This window comes from Nocardiopsis sp. L17-MgMaSL7 (assembly GCF_003182025.1).
GTDB lineage: Bacteria > Actinomycetota > Actinomycetes > Streptosporangiales > Streptosporangiaceae > Nocardiopsis > Nocardiopsis prasina.
The window spans coordinates 367461-384283 of record NZ_QGTF01000004.1; the positions used below are offsets into that span (position 1 = coordinate 367461).

General features: G+C 70.0%; 13 protein-coding genes. 8 read left to right on the top strand and 5 right to left on the bottom strand.

Annotated features, from left to right (window positions below; translation table 11 throughout):
* The first annotated feature begins 568 nt into the window (after positions 1-568).
* Positions 569-973, top strand: coding sequence for a hypothetical protein (locus tag BDW27_RS09345; RefSeq protein ID WP_110049015.1), 405 nt, complete (start codon positions 569-571; stop codon positions 971-973).
* Positions 973-4677, top strand: coding sequence for an AAA domain-containing protein (locus tag BDW27_RS09350; protein WP_110049016.1), 3705 nt, complete (start codon positions 973-975; stop codon positions 4675-4677). Before BDW27_RS09345 ends, BDW27_RS09350 begins: the two co-directional genes overlap by 1 nt.
* Positions 4678-4738: 61 nt before the next feature.
* On the opposite strand, the gene BDW27_RS09355 is transcribed toward BDW27_RS09350, so the two are convergent.
* Positions 4739-5200 (bottom strand): hypothetical protein, encoded by a 462-nt coding sequence (locus tag BDW27_RS09355; RefSeq protein WP_110049017.1) that lies wholly within the window; start codon positions 5198-5200, stop codon positions 4739-4741.
* Positions 5201-5325: 125 nt separating this feature from the next.
* Positions 5326-5835 (bottom strand): TspO/MBR family protein, encoded by a 510-nt coding sequence (locus BDW27_RS09360; protein WP_017544764.1) that lies wholly within the window; start codon positions 5833-5835, stop codon positions 5326-5328.
* Between the two features lie 512 nt (positions 5836-6347).
* Between BDW27_RS09360 and BDW27_RS09365 the strand changes: the two genes are divergently transcribed.
* The 5 genes from BDW27_RS09365 (at position 6348) to idi (ending at position 12693) form a co-directional block, all read left to right on the top strand.
* Positions 6348-7838 carry a cryptochrome/photolyase family protein gene (locus BDW27_RS09365; RefSeq protein WP_110049018.1) on the top strand — a complete coding sequence of 497 codons (1491 nt, stop codon included), beginning with the start codon at positions 6348-6350 and terminating at the stop codon, positions 7836-7838.
* 456 nt (positions 7839-8294) lie between these two features.
* Positions 8295-9698: a family 2B encapsulin nanocompartment shell protein gene (locus BDW27_RS09370; protein ID WP_017544766.1), complete on the top strand. Its 1404-nt coding sequence runs from the start codon at positions 8295-8297 to the stop codon at positions 9696-9698.
* Positions 9699-9729: 31 nt separating this feature from the next.
* A complete protein-coding gene (locus BDW27_RS09375) occupies positions 9730-10980 on the top strand; it encodes a family 2 encapsulin nanocompartment cargo protein terpene cyclase (protein WP_110049019.1) in 1251 nt (416 codons plus the stop codon).
* A gap of 120 nt (positions 10981-11100) precedes the next feature.
* The gene (locus BDW27_RS09380) at positions 11101-11979 is read left to right on the top strand and encodes a geranyl diphosphate 2-C-methyltransferase (RefSeq protein WP_017544768.1); all 879 of its coding nucleotides are present in this window, start codon (positions 11101-11103) and stop codon (positions 11977-11979) included.
* Positions 11980-12090: 111 nt separating this feature from the next.
* A complete protein-coding gene (gene idi, locus BDW27_RS09385; protein WP_233515700.1) occupies positions 12091-12693 on the top strand; it encodes an isopentenyl-diphosphate Delta-isomerase in 603 nt (200 codons plus the stop codon).
* 77 nt (positions 12694-12770) lie between these two features.
* Here the strand turns inward: idi and BDW27_RS09390 are convergent, their stop codons facing one another.
* The 3 genes from BDW27_RS09390 to BDW27_RS09400 form a co-directional block, all read right to left on the bottom strand.
* Positions 12771-13073 carry a hypothetical protein gene (locus BDW27_RS09390; RefSeq protein WP_110049020.1) on the bottom strand — a complete coding sequence of 101 codons (303 nt, stop codon included), beginning with the start codon at positions 13071-13073 and terminating at the stop codon, positions 12771-12773.
* Between the two features lie 110 nt (positions 13074-13183).
* The gene (locus BDW27_RS09395) at positions 13184-13867 is read right to left on the bottom strand and encodes an HNH endonuclease family protein (RefSeq protein WP_017544771.1); all 684 of its coding nucleotides are present in this window, start codon (positions 13865-13867) and stop codon (positions 13184-13186) included.
* Between the two features lie 190 nt (positions 13868-14057).
* Positions 14058-14834, bottom strand: a complete 777-nt coding sequence (locus BDW27_RS09400) for a hypothetical protein (protein ID WP_233515701.1) — start codon at positions 14832-14834, stop codon at positions 14058-14060.
* Positions 14835-15213: 379 nt separating this feature from the next.
* On the opposite strand from BDW27_RS09400, the gene BDW27_RS09405 reads away from it, so the two are divergent.
* On the top strand, positions 15214-16770 hold the full coding sequence (locus tag BDW27_RS09405; RefSeq protein ID WP_110049021.1) for an ABC transporter substrate-binding protein: 1557 nt from the start codon (positions 15214-15216) through the stop codon (positions 16768-16770).
* The last annotated feature ends 53 nt before the right edge of the window (positions 16771-16823 follow it).

Here is a 16823-nt window from a genome sequence, read left to right on the forward strand (position 1 = left end):
GCCTCCACGTCAGGTACCGAGTTCGGATGAGACGGTAGAGCTCACTTCCGTCAGTCGTCTCGGAAAGAATGTGCAGGCCTGCTCCTGTCAGCGTCCAAGTGCCGTTGCCGTCCTTGCGTATCCAGCCGGCCTTGACAGCTTCGGTGGCAATCCATCCCATGTGCATGGAGGGGGTGGTCGTGCCTTCCACCACCTTGACCCATTCCGTTTCCAGGCGGGGAATCGAGCCGCGAACACGGTCTTGGACCGAGTTCTTGTGGAGGCCCTCCGGATTCTCACTCAAGACCTCGAACAGGGCACGTGTGATGCGGGCGCTGAGTTCGCTTCGGGACGCCACGTGGTTCGCCTTCCGGACAGGGGGCACAGCCGGGAACGAGCGTACAAGTCGCTTAGATGCCTGTTGTGCACTCGTGGCATTCGCAGCGCGTTCCTGTTGTCCTGTGGCCGGTTCCGGTCAGTGGTCGAAAGTCCCTGACGAACGAGGGTTCCGGCTGGTAGACCTGCGTGGCGGAGTGTCAGCGGGTCGTGACGGAGCGGCCCCTTGCAGGGGAATCGGGAGAACGCGCGCGTGGAGCCGAGCGAGCTTGTGGCCAGGGTCGACTTCGACGAGGACGTCACGGAGGAAGAGGCGGAACAGCACACCCGGGACCTGGTGCTCCTGCTGGAGGACCTGGACGTCGACGAGGTGGGTGTGGCGGAGGGCGACGCGGTGGCGGGAACCAGGTCCGCCGACCCCGCGCTGCTCGCGGGGGCTGTGGTGCTGGCGGGTGCGTTCCTCAGGCCCGTGCTCGCCGGGCTGGTGACGCTGCTGGGGAAGTGGATCGAACAGAGCGGCCAACGGTCGGTGACGGTGGAGCTCGGCGACGCCAAGGTCACCGTGAAGGGGCGCGTGGGCACGGGGGAAGTCGAGGCCTACGTGCGCGCGCTGAACGAGGGGCGCAGGACCCAGGTGACCGCGAAGGACGGTGACTGATGCGCCGGACAGCGATCCTCATCGGGGTGAACCGCTACGACGACCTGGCGCCGCTCGACTCGCCGCACGAGGACGTCCGCGCCATCGAACGGGTCCTCAAGTCCAACGGGCACTACGACCGGGTCCAGCCACTGCTGGACCCCACCCGCAACGAGGCCATGGAGGCCCTGGAGACGGCGCTGTCAGAGGGCAAACCCGACGACCTCCTCCTTGTCTCGTTCTCCGGGCACGGGGTCAAGGACAAGCGGGGACGCCTGCACCTGGCGCTGCGGGACACGCGCCGCAAGCGCCTGGAGACGACCGCGCTGTCCGCGGAGGTCCTCAAGCGGTTGTTGGAGGACTCCCGGATGCGCAGCAAGGTGCTGTTGCTGGACTGCTGCCACGGAGGCGCGTTCGCCGACGGGTTCGCGACCCGGTCCGCTGGTGGCGAGGAGGCCGAGCCCCTTGATCTGGAGCGCCAGCTCAGCGATGGAGCCGGGACCTACGTGATCGCGGCCTCGGGCGCCCTGGAGCTGGCTCGGGAGGGTGACAACAGCGCGGGTGCGCGTCCGTCCCCGTTCAGTGCCTCCGTGGTGCGCGGGCTGGCGGGGGCGGCCACCGACTCCAACGGTGACGGGTGGATCGACGCGGTCGACCTCTACCAGCACGTCCACCGCGAGGTCGACCACGTCGAGGGCCAACGCGTCACGGTCTCGTCCCTGGGTGTGCGCGGTTCACTGGTACTGGCCCGGCACACGGGGTCGGCGACCGCCGCTGATCTGCCGAAGGCCCAGGCCGGAACCGGGGAACAGGGGAGCGCCGCAGAGGAAGGAGCGAAGGCTCCCGCAGGGGAGGCGGGCCGCGGCGGGCACCGTGCGGGTGGTGTGTGGGGCTGGGGTCCCTACCTCGACTACCTGCGGGACTGCCTGATGAAGCAGAGCGTGCTACAGCAGCTGCCGGACGCGAGCGGGCGGGACGTCGCTGTCTGCGAAATGGGCTCGGAGGTGCTGCTCAGCAGGGCTGCGGACCGGTGGAGACTGGCCGGGAGGGCGGAGGGCCTGGCCCGGGAAGCGGTCGACGAGGGCCGCCACCTGCGTTACGGCTATCCGGCGGTGCTCTTCGATCCGGTGCGGTCCGAGCGCGGCCGTGGCCGCAAGGCCAAACTCGCCCCGCTGTTCGTGATGGACGTGGAGGTCGAGGAGGAGGACGGCGAGCGCTTCCTGGTTCCCGTCGGTGAGCCGGAGCTCAACCGGGAACTGTTGGTCTCGGCCGCCGACCTGGACGAGGGTGACATCGAGGAGCTGGTCACCTGGTTCGAGGTCGACTGGGACGGGGGAGGGGTTTCGGGCCTTGCCGACAAGGCGCGCACGGTCTGCGTCAAGCTGGACCTGACCAGGGTCGATGATCTGATCGCCGGGGAGTTGCGCACGGCGTTGGACGTGCGGCACGGCGCCCGACGGGGCGCCCAGAACGCCGCCGTCCTCTACCGGGCAGACCCCGCTGGAGCGGCGGTCAAGCAGCTGCTCGGCGACCTGGACCGGAGCGGCGGTGGGATCCGCCTGGAGACGATCGACAGGACCGCGCTCGCGGCCCTGTCCGGCCCTCCGTCTGCCGCCGGTGGAGGGGAGCCGGTGCTGCCCGTCGTGACCGGCCGCAGCAACACCGCGCAGGAGGAGATCCTCGCCTCCGCCATGGGCCGGGTGCTGACCGTGGCCACTGGCGCTCCCGGAACCGGTAAGAGCGAACTCATCACCTCCGTGGTCACCACGGCCGTCGCGGCGGGTCAGTCGGTCCTGGTCGCCTCCACCAACAACACGGCCGTGGACGAGGTGGTCACGAGGGTGAACAAGCTCGCGCCGGACGCGGATCTGATGGTGCGCACCGGCAACCAGGAACGCCGTGCCCGTGAGTCCGAGATCCTCAACGCCCTGATGGCCGCCGAGTGGGGTGCGGCGGATGCGGCCACCGCACACGCACGTCTGGTGGTCCACCAGAGGGGGTTGGACGCGGGCCGTCACGAACTGGCGGAGGCGGAGCGGACGGAGCGACGTCTGGCGCTCCTGGCCGGAGAACGGAACCGGCTCCGGCGGAGTCTGCCGAGGGCGGTCGACCCCTCCGCCTTCGAGAGGCCACGGGACCGGAACCGCTGGACACGCAGGGTGGAGGCGTCACTGGAGTCGCGTTGGACGGGCTGGTGGCACCGGTGGTTGACGCGTCGGGGACTCGGCATCCCGGGGACGGACCAGGAACTGTCCGGCGTCCTGGCGTACCTGACCACGGAGAACGAGTGGTGGGAGCTGCGCGGGCGGGCGGAGCGGGGAACGAGCCCCGAGCAGACGGTGGCCAGGATGCGGGGCCTGAGCGAGCAGCGCCGCGAAGGGAGCACGGAGTACCTGCTGGGCAGGGTCGCGGACTCACTGCGCCGGGGGAGGGGCGTCGTCGAGGCGCGCCTGCGCAATCTCGCCTCGGGGCAGAACGGCTGGAAGGGCATGAAGGCGCTGGTGCGCACCGTGCCCGCGTGGGCCACCACGTCACGTTCGGTGCGCGGGGTCTTCCCTCCCGAACCCGGGCTGTTCGACCTGGTGGTGATCGACGAGGCCAGTCAGTGCACGGTCGCTGACCTGGTTCCGCTGCTCTACCGGTCGCGTCGGGCCCTGGTGATCGGCGATCCCTACCAGCTGCAACCGGTCAACCCCATGACCACGCAGGACGACCGTCGGATCCTTTCCGTGCATGGGTTGCCAGCGGCGGAGACGGAGGAGCGCTCGCTCTCCTTCGGCGGCTCCTCCGCCTACCACGCGGCAGCGTCAGCGCTGGTCGCGGGCGGCGGCGAGGTTCTGTGGCTCGACGAGCACTACCGCTGTCACCCCGACATCGTCGCGCCGGTGAACCGGCGCTTCTACGGCGAACGCCTGGCGGTGCGCACCAACAGCGCCGCTCTCGTCGCGCCGGGCGACCCCGCGGTGCAGTGGATCGACGTGCGTGGTGCCTGTGAACGTCCCGGAGGACGCTCCTGCCGCAACCGGGAGGAGGCGGAGTCGGTGCTCGACCTGCTCCGTAAGCTGGGGCGGTCCCTGCCTCCGGAGGCGAGCATCGGAGTGGTCTCGCCGTTCGCCCCGCAGGTCCGCCTCATCGAGGACAAGCTCGGGGAGGGGGCCGCCGACCGTATTCGCGTGGGCACGGCTCACCGGTTCCAGGGCGGGGAGTGTGACGTCGTTGTCGTCTCGACCGCAGCGGCGGCCGGAGTGCACCGGAGCAGCGGGAACTGGGCGCGCCAGCAGCAGAACCTGTGGAACGTGGCGGTCACCCGCGCTCGTTCGCGCCTGTACGTGGTCGGCGACCGCGAGTACTGGGCCGAACAGGGTGGGCTGTTGGGCGACCTCGCGGCACAGGACGAGGTCTCGGGCGTCGGTGCGCTCGACGAGGCTGGCAGCCTGCTGTTCGAGGCGCTCACCGTGCGCGGAAGGGCCCCCAGGGTCAGCCACCGTGTCGAGGGATACTCCTGTGACCTGCTGGTGCCGGGGGAGCACAAGGATACGGCGGTGATCGTCGACCGCGCCGGTGTCGGTTCCACGGCCGCTCCCGCTCCGGGGCGGACACTCCAGCGGGTCCTGGACAGGGCGGCCCTGTTCGAGGAGGTCTCCGGTGCGCGCACGGTGCGCGTACCCGCCTGGCGATGCCTCGTCGAACCCGAGACGGTGGCGGGCGAGCTCATCGGCGGTTGAGCCGGGCCGAGCTCCTGGAACGTTCTGTCCATCTATCCGCCCCGTCGGGCGAAGGTGACTGTCAGGGCGGGGCGGGGTTGCCGTTCCAGTAGTGGCCGGAGACCCCGCCCGCCTCCTCGGAGAGCGTGGTGGTGAGGTCGGGGTCCCAGCCCTGCTCCAGGAACCAGGCGCGGACGTCGTCGCGTTCCTCGCGGATGCGCCGGTAGGCGTCCCGAACCCCCGAATACCGGTCCCCGCGTTCGGGGCGTTCGCGCCGGAGGTCGCGGCGGGCCTTGGTGATCCTGCGCCCGTAGTACTCCTCGATCACCGCGGCGGCGTTGAGGTGGCTGAGGAAACCCCGTTCCTGCCAGTCGGTCAGTTCCCGGGCGCGCAGGAGCTCCACCTCCCTGCCGGTGCCGCCTGGATCGCCGCCCGAGGCGCGCGCGGAGCGTGCCGCGCTCTGGGTCTTCTCCAGGCGGCCGGCGAGGTACTCCTCGATGGCCGCCAGCGCCGTGGACCGCGTGGCCTGTGCGTCCGACGCCATGGTCGCCCCCTGGTCTCGATGCTGCTCGGTGCGGGTGCGTGACTGCGTGTCACCCACGCCCAGGTTCGCACGCGGGCGGTGCCGAGTGGTAAGCGAGACGGGCCACGGAGTCGGACGGCCGGTGGTCAACTCCCCGTGTTGAGCGACCAGATGGAGAAGTTGAGCGCGGTCGCGAACGCCACCCAGGCCCAGTAGGGCACCAGCAGGGCCGCGGCCCAACGGGACACGCGGGCGAACAGGAGGATGGTCACGGCCAGGGCCGCCAACAGCAGCACGATGTCGACCAGGGCGGTTCCCCGGAGTCCGGCGGTGAAGAACAGCGGCGACCACGCCGCGTTCAGGAGCAACTGGACGGCGAACAGGGACAGTTCCGTGCGGGCTCCCTGCCAGCCTCGCTGGCGCCAGACCAGCCAGCCGGACACGGCGATCATCGCGTACAGCACCGTCCACACCGGGCCGAACAGCCAGGACGGTGGTGCCCACGACGGTTGCTGGAGAGCCGCGTAGTCCCCGGCGGTTCCGGGATTGGAGAGCACACCGACCAGCGCGGCCGCGGTCACGGCGGCGGCGAACACCAGGGCCGCGAGGAGTGCGGACGTGGTCGACGGGGTGATTCTGGGCGTGGCGGTGGTCATGGCTTCCCTTCGAGCGCAGGAGCGCTGGCTTGTGGTCGGCTGGCGCCTGAGGTGGCGGCGCCGACACCGTCGGCTTATTACTCGTATACCGAGTAGCTCGTTTTCCAAACGTTTATGTTGTCAGAGAGTACGCGTTCCCGAGCGCAGCGTCCCGCCTCTGTGCCTCCCACTCCCAGTGCGGAGTCGGCCACATACTGTCCCCATGGGCGATGCCGCCGTCGAGGGAGCCTGTGGGAGCGGAGGACTCCACCGCTGGTCAGCGCGTGGGTGGAGCCCTGCTGTGCGCGTCCCCGCGACCATCGGGTGCGCCCTTCTCGTCCTCGTCAGCCCCGAGGTGATGACCGATGCGATCGGACAGTGGGGGCGGCCGACCCGGACCCGGCCCTGCTCACCCGCACCATGCTCCTGCGTCACCTGGCCTGTGGCCTCGCGATGGTGTGCGCACCTGCGGGGTGGCCCCTGCTCACAGCGCGTTCCAACACGACCCACGACACCGAAGGAATCGGGCGCACATGACCCAGGACAGACCTCTGTGGTTGTTCGGTGACCAGCTCGGCGGGCACTTCCACGGAACCCACCGGAACCGGGGCCGGCCGATCCTGCTGATCGAGTCCGAGCTGGCCCTGCGGCGCAGGCCCTACCACCGACAGAAGCTGCACCTGGTCCTGGCGGCCATGCGGCGGTTGGCGCGGGACCTGGGCGAGCGGGTCACCTATGTCCGGGCGGCGACCTACCGGGAGGGGCTGCGCCGGTTCGGTCGGACGGTGGACGTGCACGAACCCGGGTCGCACGCCGCGTTGGCGCTCGTCGAAGGCCTGCGGGACGAGGGGTTGGTCGGCGAGGTCCTGCCCACTCCGGGGTTCGCGTTGGGCAAGGGCGAGTTCGCCGAGTGGGTGGAGGGCCGGTCGGGCTTCCGGATGGAGGACTTCTACCGGGACCAGCGCCGCAGGTTCGGTGTCCTGCTGGAGCCGGACGGTGGGCCCGTGGGTGGCGGGTGGAACTTCGACAAGAGCAACCGTGAGGGACCGCCCAAGGCCGCGACTCTGGGGGTGCCGGCTCCGTGGCACCCGCGGGAGAACGCCATCGACCAGGGGGTTCGCCGGGACCTGGACGCGTTGTGCGGGGAGACTGGGAGCAGGGTGGTGGGCGAGGACGGTCCCCGCCTGTTCGCGGTGGGCCGCGCGGAGGCCGGGCGGGCGCTGCGCCGGTTCCTCGACGAGCGGCTGCCGACGTTCGGCGCCCGTCAGGACGCCATGTTGGAGGGCGACTGGAGCATGTCGCACTCGCTGCTCTCGGTCCCGCTGAACCTGGGTCTGCTGGACCCGCTCAGGGTGGTCGAGGCCGCCGAGCGCCGGTACCGGGAGGGCACCGCGCCGCTCGCCTCGGTCGAGGGGTTCGTCCGGCAGATCCTCGGGTGGCGGGAGTGCACCTGGCACCTCTACTGGCATCTGGGGCCCGACTACCTGCGGTCCAACCACTTCGGGGCGCGCACGGAGCTTCCCGGGTGGTGGCGCGGACTCGACTCCGAGGGGATCGGGGCACGGTGTCTGAGCCAGACCATGGCGGGGGTGCGGGAGCGCGGCTACGCCCACCACATCGAGCGGTTGATGGTGCTGGGCAGCCACGCCCTCCAGCGGGGCTACCGGCCCGAGCGGCTGAGCGAGTGGTTCGCCACCTCGTTCGTGGACGGCTTCCCCTGGGTGATGGCCACCAACGTCATCGGGATGAGCCAGTACGCCGATGGAGGAGAGGTGGCGACCAAGCCCTACACCTCCGGGGGCGCCTACATCCACCGGATGAGCGACCACTGCGGCTCGTGCCGGTTCGACCCCGGGGTGCGGGTGGGGCCCCGGGCCTGTCCGTTCACCGCCGGGTACTGGGCGTGGATGAGGCGCAACGAGGAGGTGCTCTCGGGCAATCACCGGATGGCGCAACCCCTCGCGACGATGCGTCGGTTGCCGGACCTCGAGGCACTCGTCGAGCAGGAGCGGCTCCGGGAGTAGCCCCGGGTGTTTTGTGGCTTTGGGGTGATTTCTGGGGTGACCGAAAATCGGGGAGTTCGGTGGTCCTGGATGCAGGGTTAATGCGGTCTTCGGGTGGATCTTTGGTCTTTTGTGGGTGCCTTGGGGGATAATGTCCTCGCTGTCTTCGGGGAAGGGTGAGGAACTCCGTTGGTGCTGCTCATGAGGTGTGCTGGGTCTTTGAGGTGGGGTGATGTGCCTCGAAGGTCCGTTTTGGGAATCGGAGTGTGGCGGGAAGCTCTTCTTGTGTCTGAAAAAGAGGTTCCTGTGATTTCGGTACGGTGTTTCTCGTAAGGTGGGCCGCGGTTTGTGGGGGACGGTTCGGGAGCGCTCGAAATGAGCTCTTCCCTGCGTTTCGTGTCCCCTTCGCCCTCTCAGTCCCGCGCGGCCCAACCGCCGTGCGGGTACACGCGACCACCATGAGGAGAGACACCTCCGATGTCGATCGACTCAGCCCCCGAGGTTCGGACCAGCGATCAGCAGAGCCTGGCGACCGCGGCCGCGCGGAACCTGGCCACCACCACCAAGTCCGCTCCGCAGATGCAGGGGAAGAGTTCCCGCTGGCTGCTCAAGACGCTTCCGTGGGTCCAGACCGACGGTGGCGCCTACCGGGTCAACCGTCGCCTGAGCTACACCATCGGCGACGGCCGGATCGACTTCGAGCAGAACGGCTCCGAGGTGCGCGTGATCCCGCGCGAGCTCGGGGAACTGGCCGTACTGCGCGGCTATGACGACATCGAGGTCCTGGAGGCCCTGGCCGGGCGCTTCACCCAGCGAGAGTTCGAACCGGGTGAGGTCCTCGCGCAGGAGGGCACCCCCGCCGACCGGCTGTTCCTCCTGGCGCACGGCCGAGTCCACAAGACCAGCGAGGGCGCCTACGGGGAGACCAACCGCCTCGGTGTGCTCGCGGACGGCGACAACGTCGGTGAGCGGTACCTCCTGGACACCGACCCCATCTGGGGGTTCACCGTCAAGGCGGCGACCGCGGGCACCCTCCTGGAGCTGCCGCGCCGGGAGTTCATCGCGCTCCTGGACGACTCTCCCAGCCTCCAGGTCCAGGTCCAGGGCTACCTGTCCGCACCGGGGCACAGCCAGAACAAGTACGGCGAGGCCGAGATCGCCCTCTCCTCCGGGCACTCCGGTGAGGTCGAGCTCCCCGGCACCTTCGTCGACTACGAGCTCAAGCCCCGAGAGTACGAGCTGAGCGTGGCCCAGACCGTGCTGCGCGTGCACACCCGGGTCGCCGACCTCTACAACAAGCCGATGAACCAGACCGAGCAGCAGCTCCGTCTGACCATCGAGGCGCTGCGCGAGCGCCAGGAGCACGAGCTGGTCAACAACCGCGATTTCGGCCTGCTGCACAACGCCGACTTCCGCCAGCGGATCCAGACCCACTCCGGCCCGCCCACCCCGGACGACCTCGACGACCTCGTCAGCATGCGGCGCAACACCCAGTTCATGTTCGCCCACCCCCGGGCCATCGCGGCCTTCGGCAAGGAGTGCAACAAGCTGGGCCTCAACATCGGCACGGTCGAGGTCGGCGGACACCACCTGCCCGCGTGGCGCGGGGTGCCGATCCTGCCCTGCGGCAAGATCCCGATCTCCGACCACCAGACCTCCTCGATCATCGCCGTGCGTACGGGCGAGGACAACGAGGGCGTCATCGGCCTGCACCAGACCGGCCTGCCCGACGAGGTCGAGCCCGGCCTCAACGCCCGGTTCATGGGCATCGACGACAGGGCGCTCATCTCCTACCTCGTGAGCACCTACTACTCCGCCGCCGTGCTCGTCCCGGACGCCCTGGGCGTCCTGGAGAACGTCGAGGTCCGCCCCCGTGCCTGAGCCGTCCACACCCTCAGGGAAGGGGGACTGAGTGTCACTGCTGTCCCGGATGTCCTCGACCAGCGCGGGGCACTCGACGGCGGAGCTGGTGCGGTCGCTGCTGCGCGACCCCCAACGCCCCGGGAACGCCGACCTGCTCGCGACGTCGGCGAGACCGGTTCGCGGACCCCGTCTGCCTGGCGGGCCCTCGGGGCTGGGGACCTCCGCCGCCCGGATCCTGCTGCCCGACCGGCCGCCCGTCTCCGAGCCGAGGGGCCAGAGGGCCGCCACCCTGGTCCCGGCCTCGCCCGCGGGTCCCGGACTCCCGCAGGGCGACGGCGGATCACCGGTCCCCGTGCTCTACTGCCCTCCCGCCGTCCGGGACGACCCGGCACTGGGGGAGGAGGTCAACGACCGGCTGGTCGAGTGGGCCGAGGAGGTCGGTGTGTACCCCGGTCAGCTCGACCGGGTGCGCGCCTGCGACTTCGGACGCCTCATCATGCTCGCCCACCCCGAGACCGACGACCCCGAACGGTTGCTGGCCGCGGCCAAGTGCGCGCTGTCCGAGTGGTCGGTGGACGACCACTACATGGACGGTGAGGTGGAGGAGGCCCAGCCCGAACTGCTCGGGCAGCGGCTGGCGATCGCCCACTCGGTGATCGACCAGGCGCACCTGCCGCTGCGCTACGCACCGCAGCTGGAGGAGGTCGTCCAGGCCGATCCGGTCATGGTGGCGCTGCGCGCCGCCCTGGACAACCTGTCCGACTACGCCTCCGCCGCACAGGTACGCCGTCTCCGGCACGAGCTGGCCATCATGTTCGTGGCCTACAACCAGGAGGGGGTCTGGGCGGCGACCGGCCAGCGTCCCCCGGTCTGGGAGTTCCTCATGCACCGGCACGAGAACAGTTTCGTGCCCTGCATGGTGCTCATCGACGCGGTCGCCGGCTACGAACTCTCCCAGGCCGAGTTCGCCGACCCCCGGGTGCGGAGGGTCTTCACCCTGGCAGGGTCGGCGAGCGTGATCGTGAACGACCTCTACTCGATGGGCAAGGAGGACCCCTCGGACTTCAGCGTCCCCCGGCTGATCGCCACCGAGGAGAACTGCTCGGAGCAGGAGGCCATCGAGCGCACCGTCCTCATCCACGACGAGATCATGCACACCTACGAGGCCGAGGCGGCCGCGCTCGCCCTTTCCGGTTCACCGGAGCTGCGCCGCTTCCTCGCCGGTGTGTGGGCCTGGCTCGGGGGAAGCCGGGAGTGGCACGCCCGGACCGCGCGCTACCACGGCGCCTCCGCCGCCTGACCCCACCGCATCCGAGACCCCTCCGAGCGGGGGCGCGTGCCCCCGCTCCGGTTCGGTGTGCGCCGCGAACGCGGTGCGCCCGAGCCGAGGACGAACACCACCATGACAAGGAGCAACACGATGACCACGACCATGCCCTCTCACAACCAGGTGCGGAACCAGGGCCAGGTCCTGCGTACCGCCTACCAGCAGTCCGTCGCCGACTACTGGAACGCGGAGAAGGACCCCGTGAACATCCGCCTGGGTGAGGTCGACGGTCTCTTCCACCACCACTACGGGATCGGCGACTACGACCCCTCCGTGCTGGAGGGCCCCGAGGAGACACGGGAACAGCGGATCATCGAGGAGATGCACCGCCTGGAGACCGCGCAGGCGGACGTGCTCCTGGACCACCTCGGTGACATCACCCCGGACGACCGCATCCAGGACACCGGCTCCGGCCGCGGCGGCACCAGCTTCATGGCCAACGCCCGGTTCGGCTGCCACGTGGACGGGGTGAGCATCTCCGAGCAGCAGGTGGAGTTCGCCAACGCCCAGGCCCGCGAGCGGGGTGTGGACGACAAGGTGCGCTTCCACTTCCGCAACATGCTGGACACCGGCTTCGAGACGGGTTCGATGCGGGCCAGCTGGAACAACGAGTCCACCATGTACGTGGACCTGTTCGAGCTGTTCAGCGAGCACTCCCGCCTCCTGGAGTACGGTGGCCGCTACGTCACCATCACCGGTTGCTACAACGACGTGACCGGCGGCCGCTCCAAGGCGGTCAGCCGGATCGACGAGCACTACACCTGCAACATCCACCCCCGGAGCGAGTACTTCCGGGCGATGTCCGCCAACAACCTCGTGCCGATCAACGTCGTCGACCTCACCGCCGCGACCATCCCGTACTGGGAGCTGCGCGCGCAGTCGCAGGTCGCGACCGGCGTGGAGGACCCCTTCCTGACCGCCTACAAGGAGGGCAGCTTCCACTACCTGCTCATCGCGGCGGACAAGGTCTGACCCCTCCGCGAGCACGGCCCGGTGACCGGGGTGCCCCTCCCTCGGGGGCCCCGGCCCGGGCCGTCGTCACCACGCGGCACGCCACAACACCGTCGAACACGAAGGGCGCTCATGACCACCGACACCCATGCCGGAGTCCCCGGGTCCGTGAACGAGACCGTGCGGGACGAGCACCGGCCGATCATGCTCGAACTGGTCGACGAGGACGGGACGACGACGGGCACCGCCGAGAAGCTGTCCGCGCACCAGGCCCCGGGTCAGCTGCACCGGGCCTTCTCGGTCTTCCTCCTGGACGAACGGGGTCAGCTGATGCTCCAGCGCCGTGCCCTGTCCAAGTACCACTCGCCGGGCCTGTGGTCCAACACCTGCTGTGGTCACCCGGAACCGGGCGAGCTCCCCTTCGTGGCGGCCTCCCGGCGCACGGGTGAGGAGCTGGGGGTGGCCCCGACCCTGCTGCGCGCCGCGGGGACGGTGAGCTACCACCACACGGACTCGGTCTCCGGGCTCGTGGAACGCGAGTTCAACCACCTGTTCGTCGGGGTGGTCCGGGGCCGGACCCGGCCCGACCCGGAGGAGGTGGCCGAGACGTGCTTCGTGGACTCCGTCGGACTGGAGCGGCTGCGCGGGACGGCGGAGTTCTCGGTGTGGTTCCCGACGGTCCTCGACGCCGTGCGGCCCGCCCTGCGGGAGCTGGGCGCCACTGCCGGCTGGTGAGCCGGAGGCCGGGGCGGTGGGCCGTGCCCACCGCCCCGGTCAGGGCGGCGGTGGGACCCGGATCGGCGACCGGGGGATCAGACGTCGCAGTCCTTGCAGCGGCTGGTGGCGATCCGGTCGGTGTTGCCGTGGGTGGCCCTCAGGGGCGAGCCCTCGCTGATCCTGCGCCACACGGAGGGATCGGCGTCGAGGACCCATCCCCACTTGGGGGCGCTGACCCCGCTCGGGTACTGGTGCTGGCAGCCGGGAAGGTGCGCCTTTCCGCTGCTGTGGATGTGGATCTCGCTCACGGGGGTCGCCTCGCCGCGACGACGGTCGGTTCTGAGCGCGCAGGCGCAGCCGCCGTCCAGGGGGAGTTCGCAGAAATCACAGCGTCTCATCGCACCATCATGCAGAGCCGGTGAACCGTGCGGAAGCCCCCTTCCGCCACCGCGCCGAACACGTCCGGGGCCGTGTGGACCACCGTCCACACGGCCCGGGTCGTCGGGGGTCAGCAGCGGGAGTTGATGGTGCCCTGGATGGAGGACTTCTCGGTGCTGGTCACGGACAGGCCGTAGCGGTGCTTCACGTTCACCCAGGCCTTGACGTAGTCGCAGTGGATCGCGGTGCGCGGCGGCATCCACGCCGAGGGGTCCCGGTCGCCCTTGGAACGGTTGCTGCTCGCGGAGACCGCCCACAGCTGGGGCGAGGAGACGTCGTTGGCGAAGGCGCGGCGCTGGGCGGCGGACCAGCCGTTGGCGCCCGACCGCCAGGCGTCGTAGAGCGGCACCATGTGGTCGATGTCGAACGAGGACGCGTTGTCGGTCCACACGCCGTCGTACTCGCTGGACCACCGGCCGGAGGTCGGCTGGCAGTTGCCGTCCACCTGGACGGTGTGGCCGTCGCGTCGCAGGACGGTCTCGCGCGCGTCGCAGGGGCTGCTGATGATCACCCAGTGCGGGAAGAGGCTGCGGTCGTAGCCCGCGCCGTTGTTCTTGGCGCGGACGGTCAGGCCGTTGAGCTGCGACTGCGCCGCTGACGTGGAGGGGATGCCGGGCGGCAGGACGTGGTGGGCCAGGGCCGGGGTGGCCCATCCGAGGACGGCGACGAGTACGGCGGCGGTGAGCGCGGACAGGGCGCGGACCACCGTCCGGCGCGCGTGGGTCAGGGGGAACGTACGGGGGATCGCGGGCAACGTTGCTCCTTGGGGGAGGAGGGAGTCGGTCGAACCCTCACACCATGGGGCCTCGCGGGCGTTCTGACCAGACCCCCCACGTGAAATCCGTACCGCGTTCCGGTTGCGGCGCGGTGACGGCGCTGGTGGACGCCCGGTACCCCCTGGCGCCGACGATGGACCGCGCGCCCGATCCACCGCGGCCGCGCCTTCACACACCCTGTTCGAGTTCCCGCAAGGCGACGGTCAGGAACTCGTCGAACTCGGTGTCCGCCTCGTCCAGGGCCTCCCGTGCGCGCTCCCGCGTCAGACGTTCCCGACACTCGCGGAATTCGCGGAAGTCACCCTCGCACTCGCCCGCGAGCTCTCCGGCGGAGAGGCCCCCGCCCGAGTCCAGGTCCATGCGGATCAGGATGAAGTGGACGTCCTCGATCTGCCCCCAGGCGGTCCACATCGCCGTGCTCATTCCGTCCGCGAACATCTCCATGACGAACTTGCCGCCGTCGTCGGGCAGCGCGGGGGAGTCGGACGAGCTCAGGGTGGCCTCCATCTCGACCCCCTCGATGACCACGGTCATGGTCGAGCAGGTGTCGAGCAGCAACTCGTACGCGGACGTGTCGAGGTCCGCCTCGTCGAAGTCCCCGGTGACCAGTACGTAGGAGTAGATGGAGGGTCCGGAGCGGGCGTTCACGGCCACCTGCCCCGCGCTCTCGAACGACTCCTCGGGGAGGTCCGCCGGGCCCGCGTTCATCGCCGCCGCGCACTCGGGGGGTTCAACGGAGTCGAAGTCGGTGCCGGGGGCGCTGGTGCCGTCCACCTCGGCCATGTCGATGCTCTCCACGTCGTACCCGGCCGGGTAGTCGGATCCGGAGGGCAGGAGGGACTCCAGGCGGTCACTGGCGGTGACGTTGATCTGCTGATCGCAGGCGGTCAGTGGCAGAAGTAGCGCGAGGGGGAGCAGGGGAATGAGGGCGGTCCTCTGACGCACGGGGTTCCTTCGCGGTCGGGGGCTCGTTCACCAGTGTCGGACCGCCGTCCCGGCGACAAGGTTGCGCTTGTGTCCGGACCCGGCCAGACCGGGACCCACGGCCGGTCGGAACGGGCCCCACGAATGAGAATCGAGGAGCCGTCGGGGCGGACGCGGGCCCGGGGACGGGTGCGTCCGGGGGAGGCGGCGGCCCCGGAGTGGTCGCTGTGGGTGGGGTCACGGACACCCACGGTCCCACCAGTCACACCTGTAACTCCCGTCACCTGATCGTTTCTTACCGGGGTCGCGGTAAACGATGCCTTTCACGTGGGTGGATCATGCCTAACCTGTGGGTGTCCCCACGGGACCACCATCCCGATTTCCCCGAAAGGCCTGATCCGTGATCTCTCAGCGCAGCGCGGCCGCACTAGGACTGGTGGGCGGCACGGCACTCCTCCTGTCCGGTTGCGGCTCCCCCCAGGGCGGCGGAGCCTCCTCGGAGCCGGTGACCGGAGGCGAGCTCGTGGTCGCCTCCCTGCCCGCCGTCATCGACCCGCACGCCACCACCTCGCGCTCCAACTGGATGGTCGCCGCCTCGGTGTGTGAGGGCCTGTTCGCCAACGCGGCCGACACCTCGATCCAGGACGGCCTCGTGGACTCCTACGAGTACGACGCCGACGCGGGCGTGTACACGCTGCGCCTGAGGGAGGGCGTCCCGTTCCACGAGGGCGGTCAGCTCACCGCCGCCGACGTCGTGGCCTCGCTCGACCGCTACGCCGACTCCGACCCGGGCGAGCTCTTCAACAGCCTGGTGGAGGAAATCGTCGAGACCGACGACCTCACGGTCACGATCACCACCGTCAACCCCACCGGCGCGATCCCCGCACTGCTCTCCACGCCCGACACCGGCGCCTACGTGATGTCCGCCGCCTCGCTGGAGGCCGCCGGGGACGACGAGCTGTCGTCCCTGGACTGCACCGGCCCCTACAGCCTCGACGAGTTCACGGTGGACCGCCAGGCCACGGCCTCCCGGTTCGACGACTACGCCCCGCGGGACGAGGACCCGGACGGCGCGGCGGGGGCCAAGACCGCCCACGCCGACACCCTGAGGTTCATCCCGTTCAACGAGTCCAACACGCTCAACCAGCTGCGCACCGCCGAGGTGAACGTCGCCCCGCAGTTCCTCGGCGTCGACCAGTTGGACGTCTACGAGGCCGACCCCTCGCTCCAGGCGGTGCTGAGCGAGGACTCCGAGTTCTCCATCATGCAGTTCAACCTGCGATCCGAGCTGATGGGCGACGTGCTCATGCGCCGCGCCGTGCTCAACGCGCTGGACTTCGCGGAGATCGAGACGCAGTACCTCGGCGGGACCGACTACTTCACCGAGGACTCCAGCTTCTTCCCGCCCGGTTCGCCCTGGTACTCCGACGCCGGATCCGAGGCCTACACGGACCGCTCGGCCGAGGAGGCCGAGCGCCTGCTCGACGAGGCCGGGTACGACGGCACCCCGGTGCGCGTGCTCTACCGCCCCTCCAACGACAACTACGGCCCCATCGTCCAGCAGCAGCTGGAGGCGGTCGGCCTCAACGTCGACCTCCAGGCGATGGACGCCGCCACCTTCGGCTCCACGCGGACCGAGGAGGACACCTGGGAGGTGTTCCTCGGCGGGGGCGCGGCCTACTCCGACCCCCTGACCGTGGTCTTCCTCAACGACGACTTCCCCGGTTGGTGGGCCACCGAGGAGAAGGCCGAGCTCATGGCCGCCGTCACCGAGGGCGAGGACACCGAGAGCCGCAAGCCCGCCTGGGACGAACTCCAGGAACTCATCTGGGACGACGTCCCGTTCATCCGCTTCGGCCACGAACCCCGTCTCGCGGTGACCTCCGCCGACGTCGGCGGTTTCGAGGCCACGCAGGGAACCGTCCGGGGCTTCTACAACATCTGGATCGACCAGTAGGACCCCGCCGCCCGGCGGCCCGCCGCAGGGCCGCCGGGCCCCGGAACCCACCG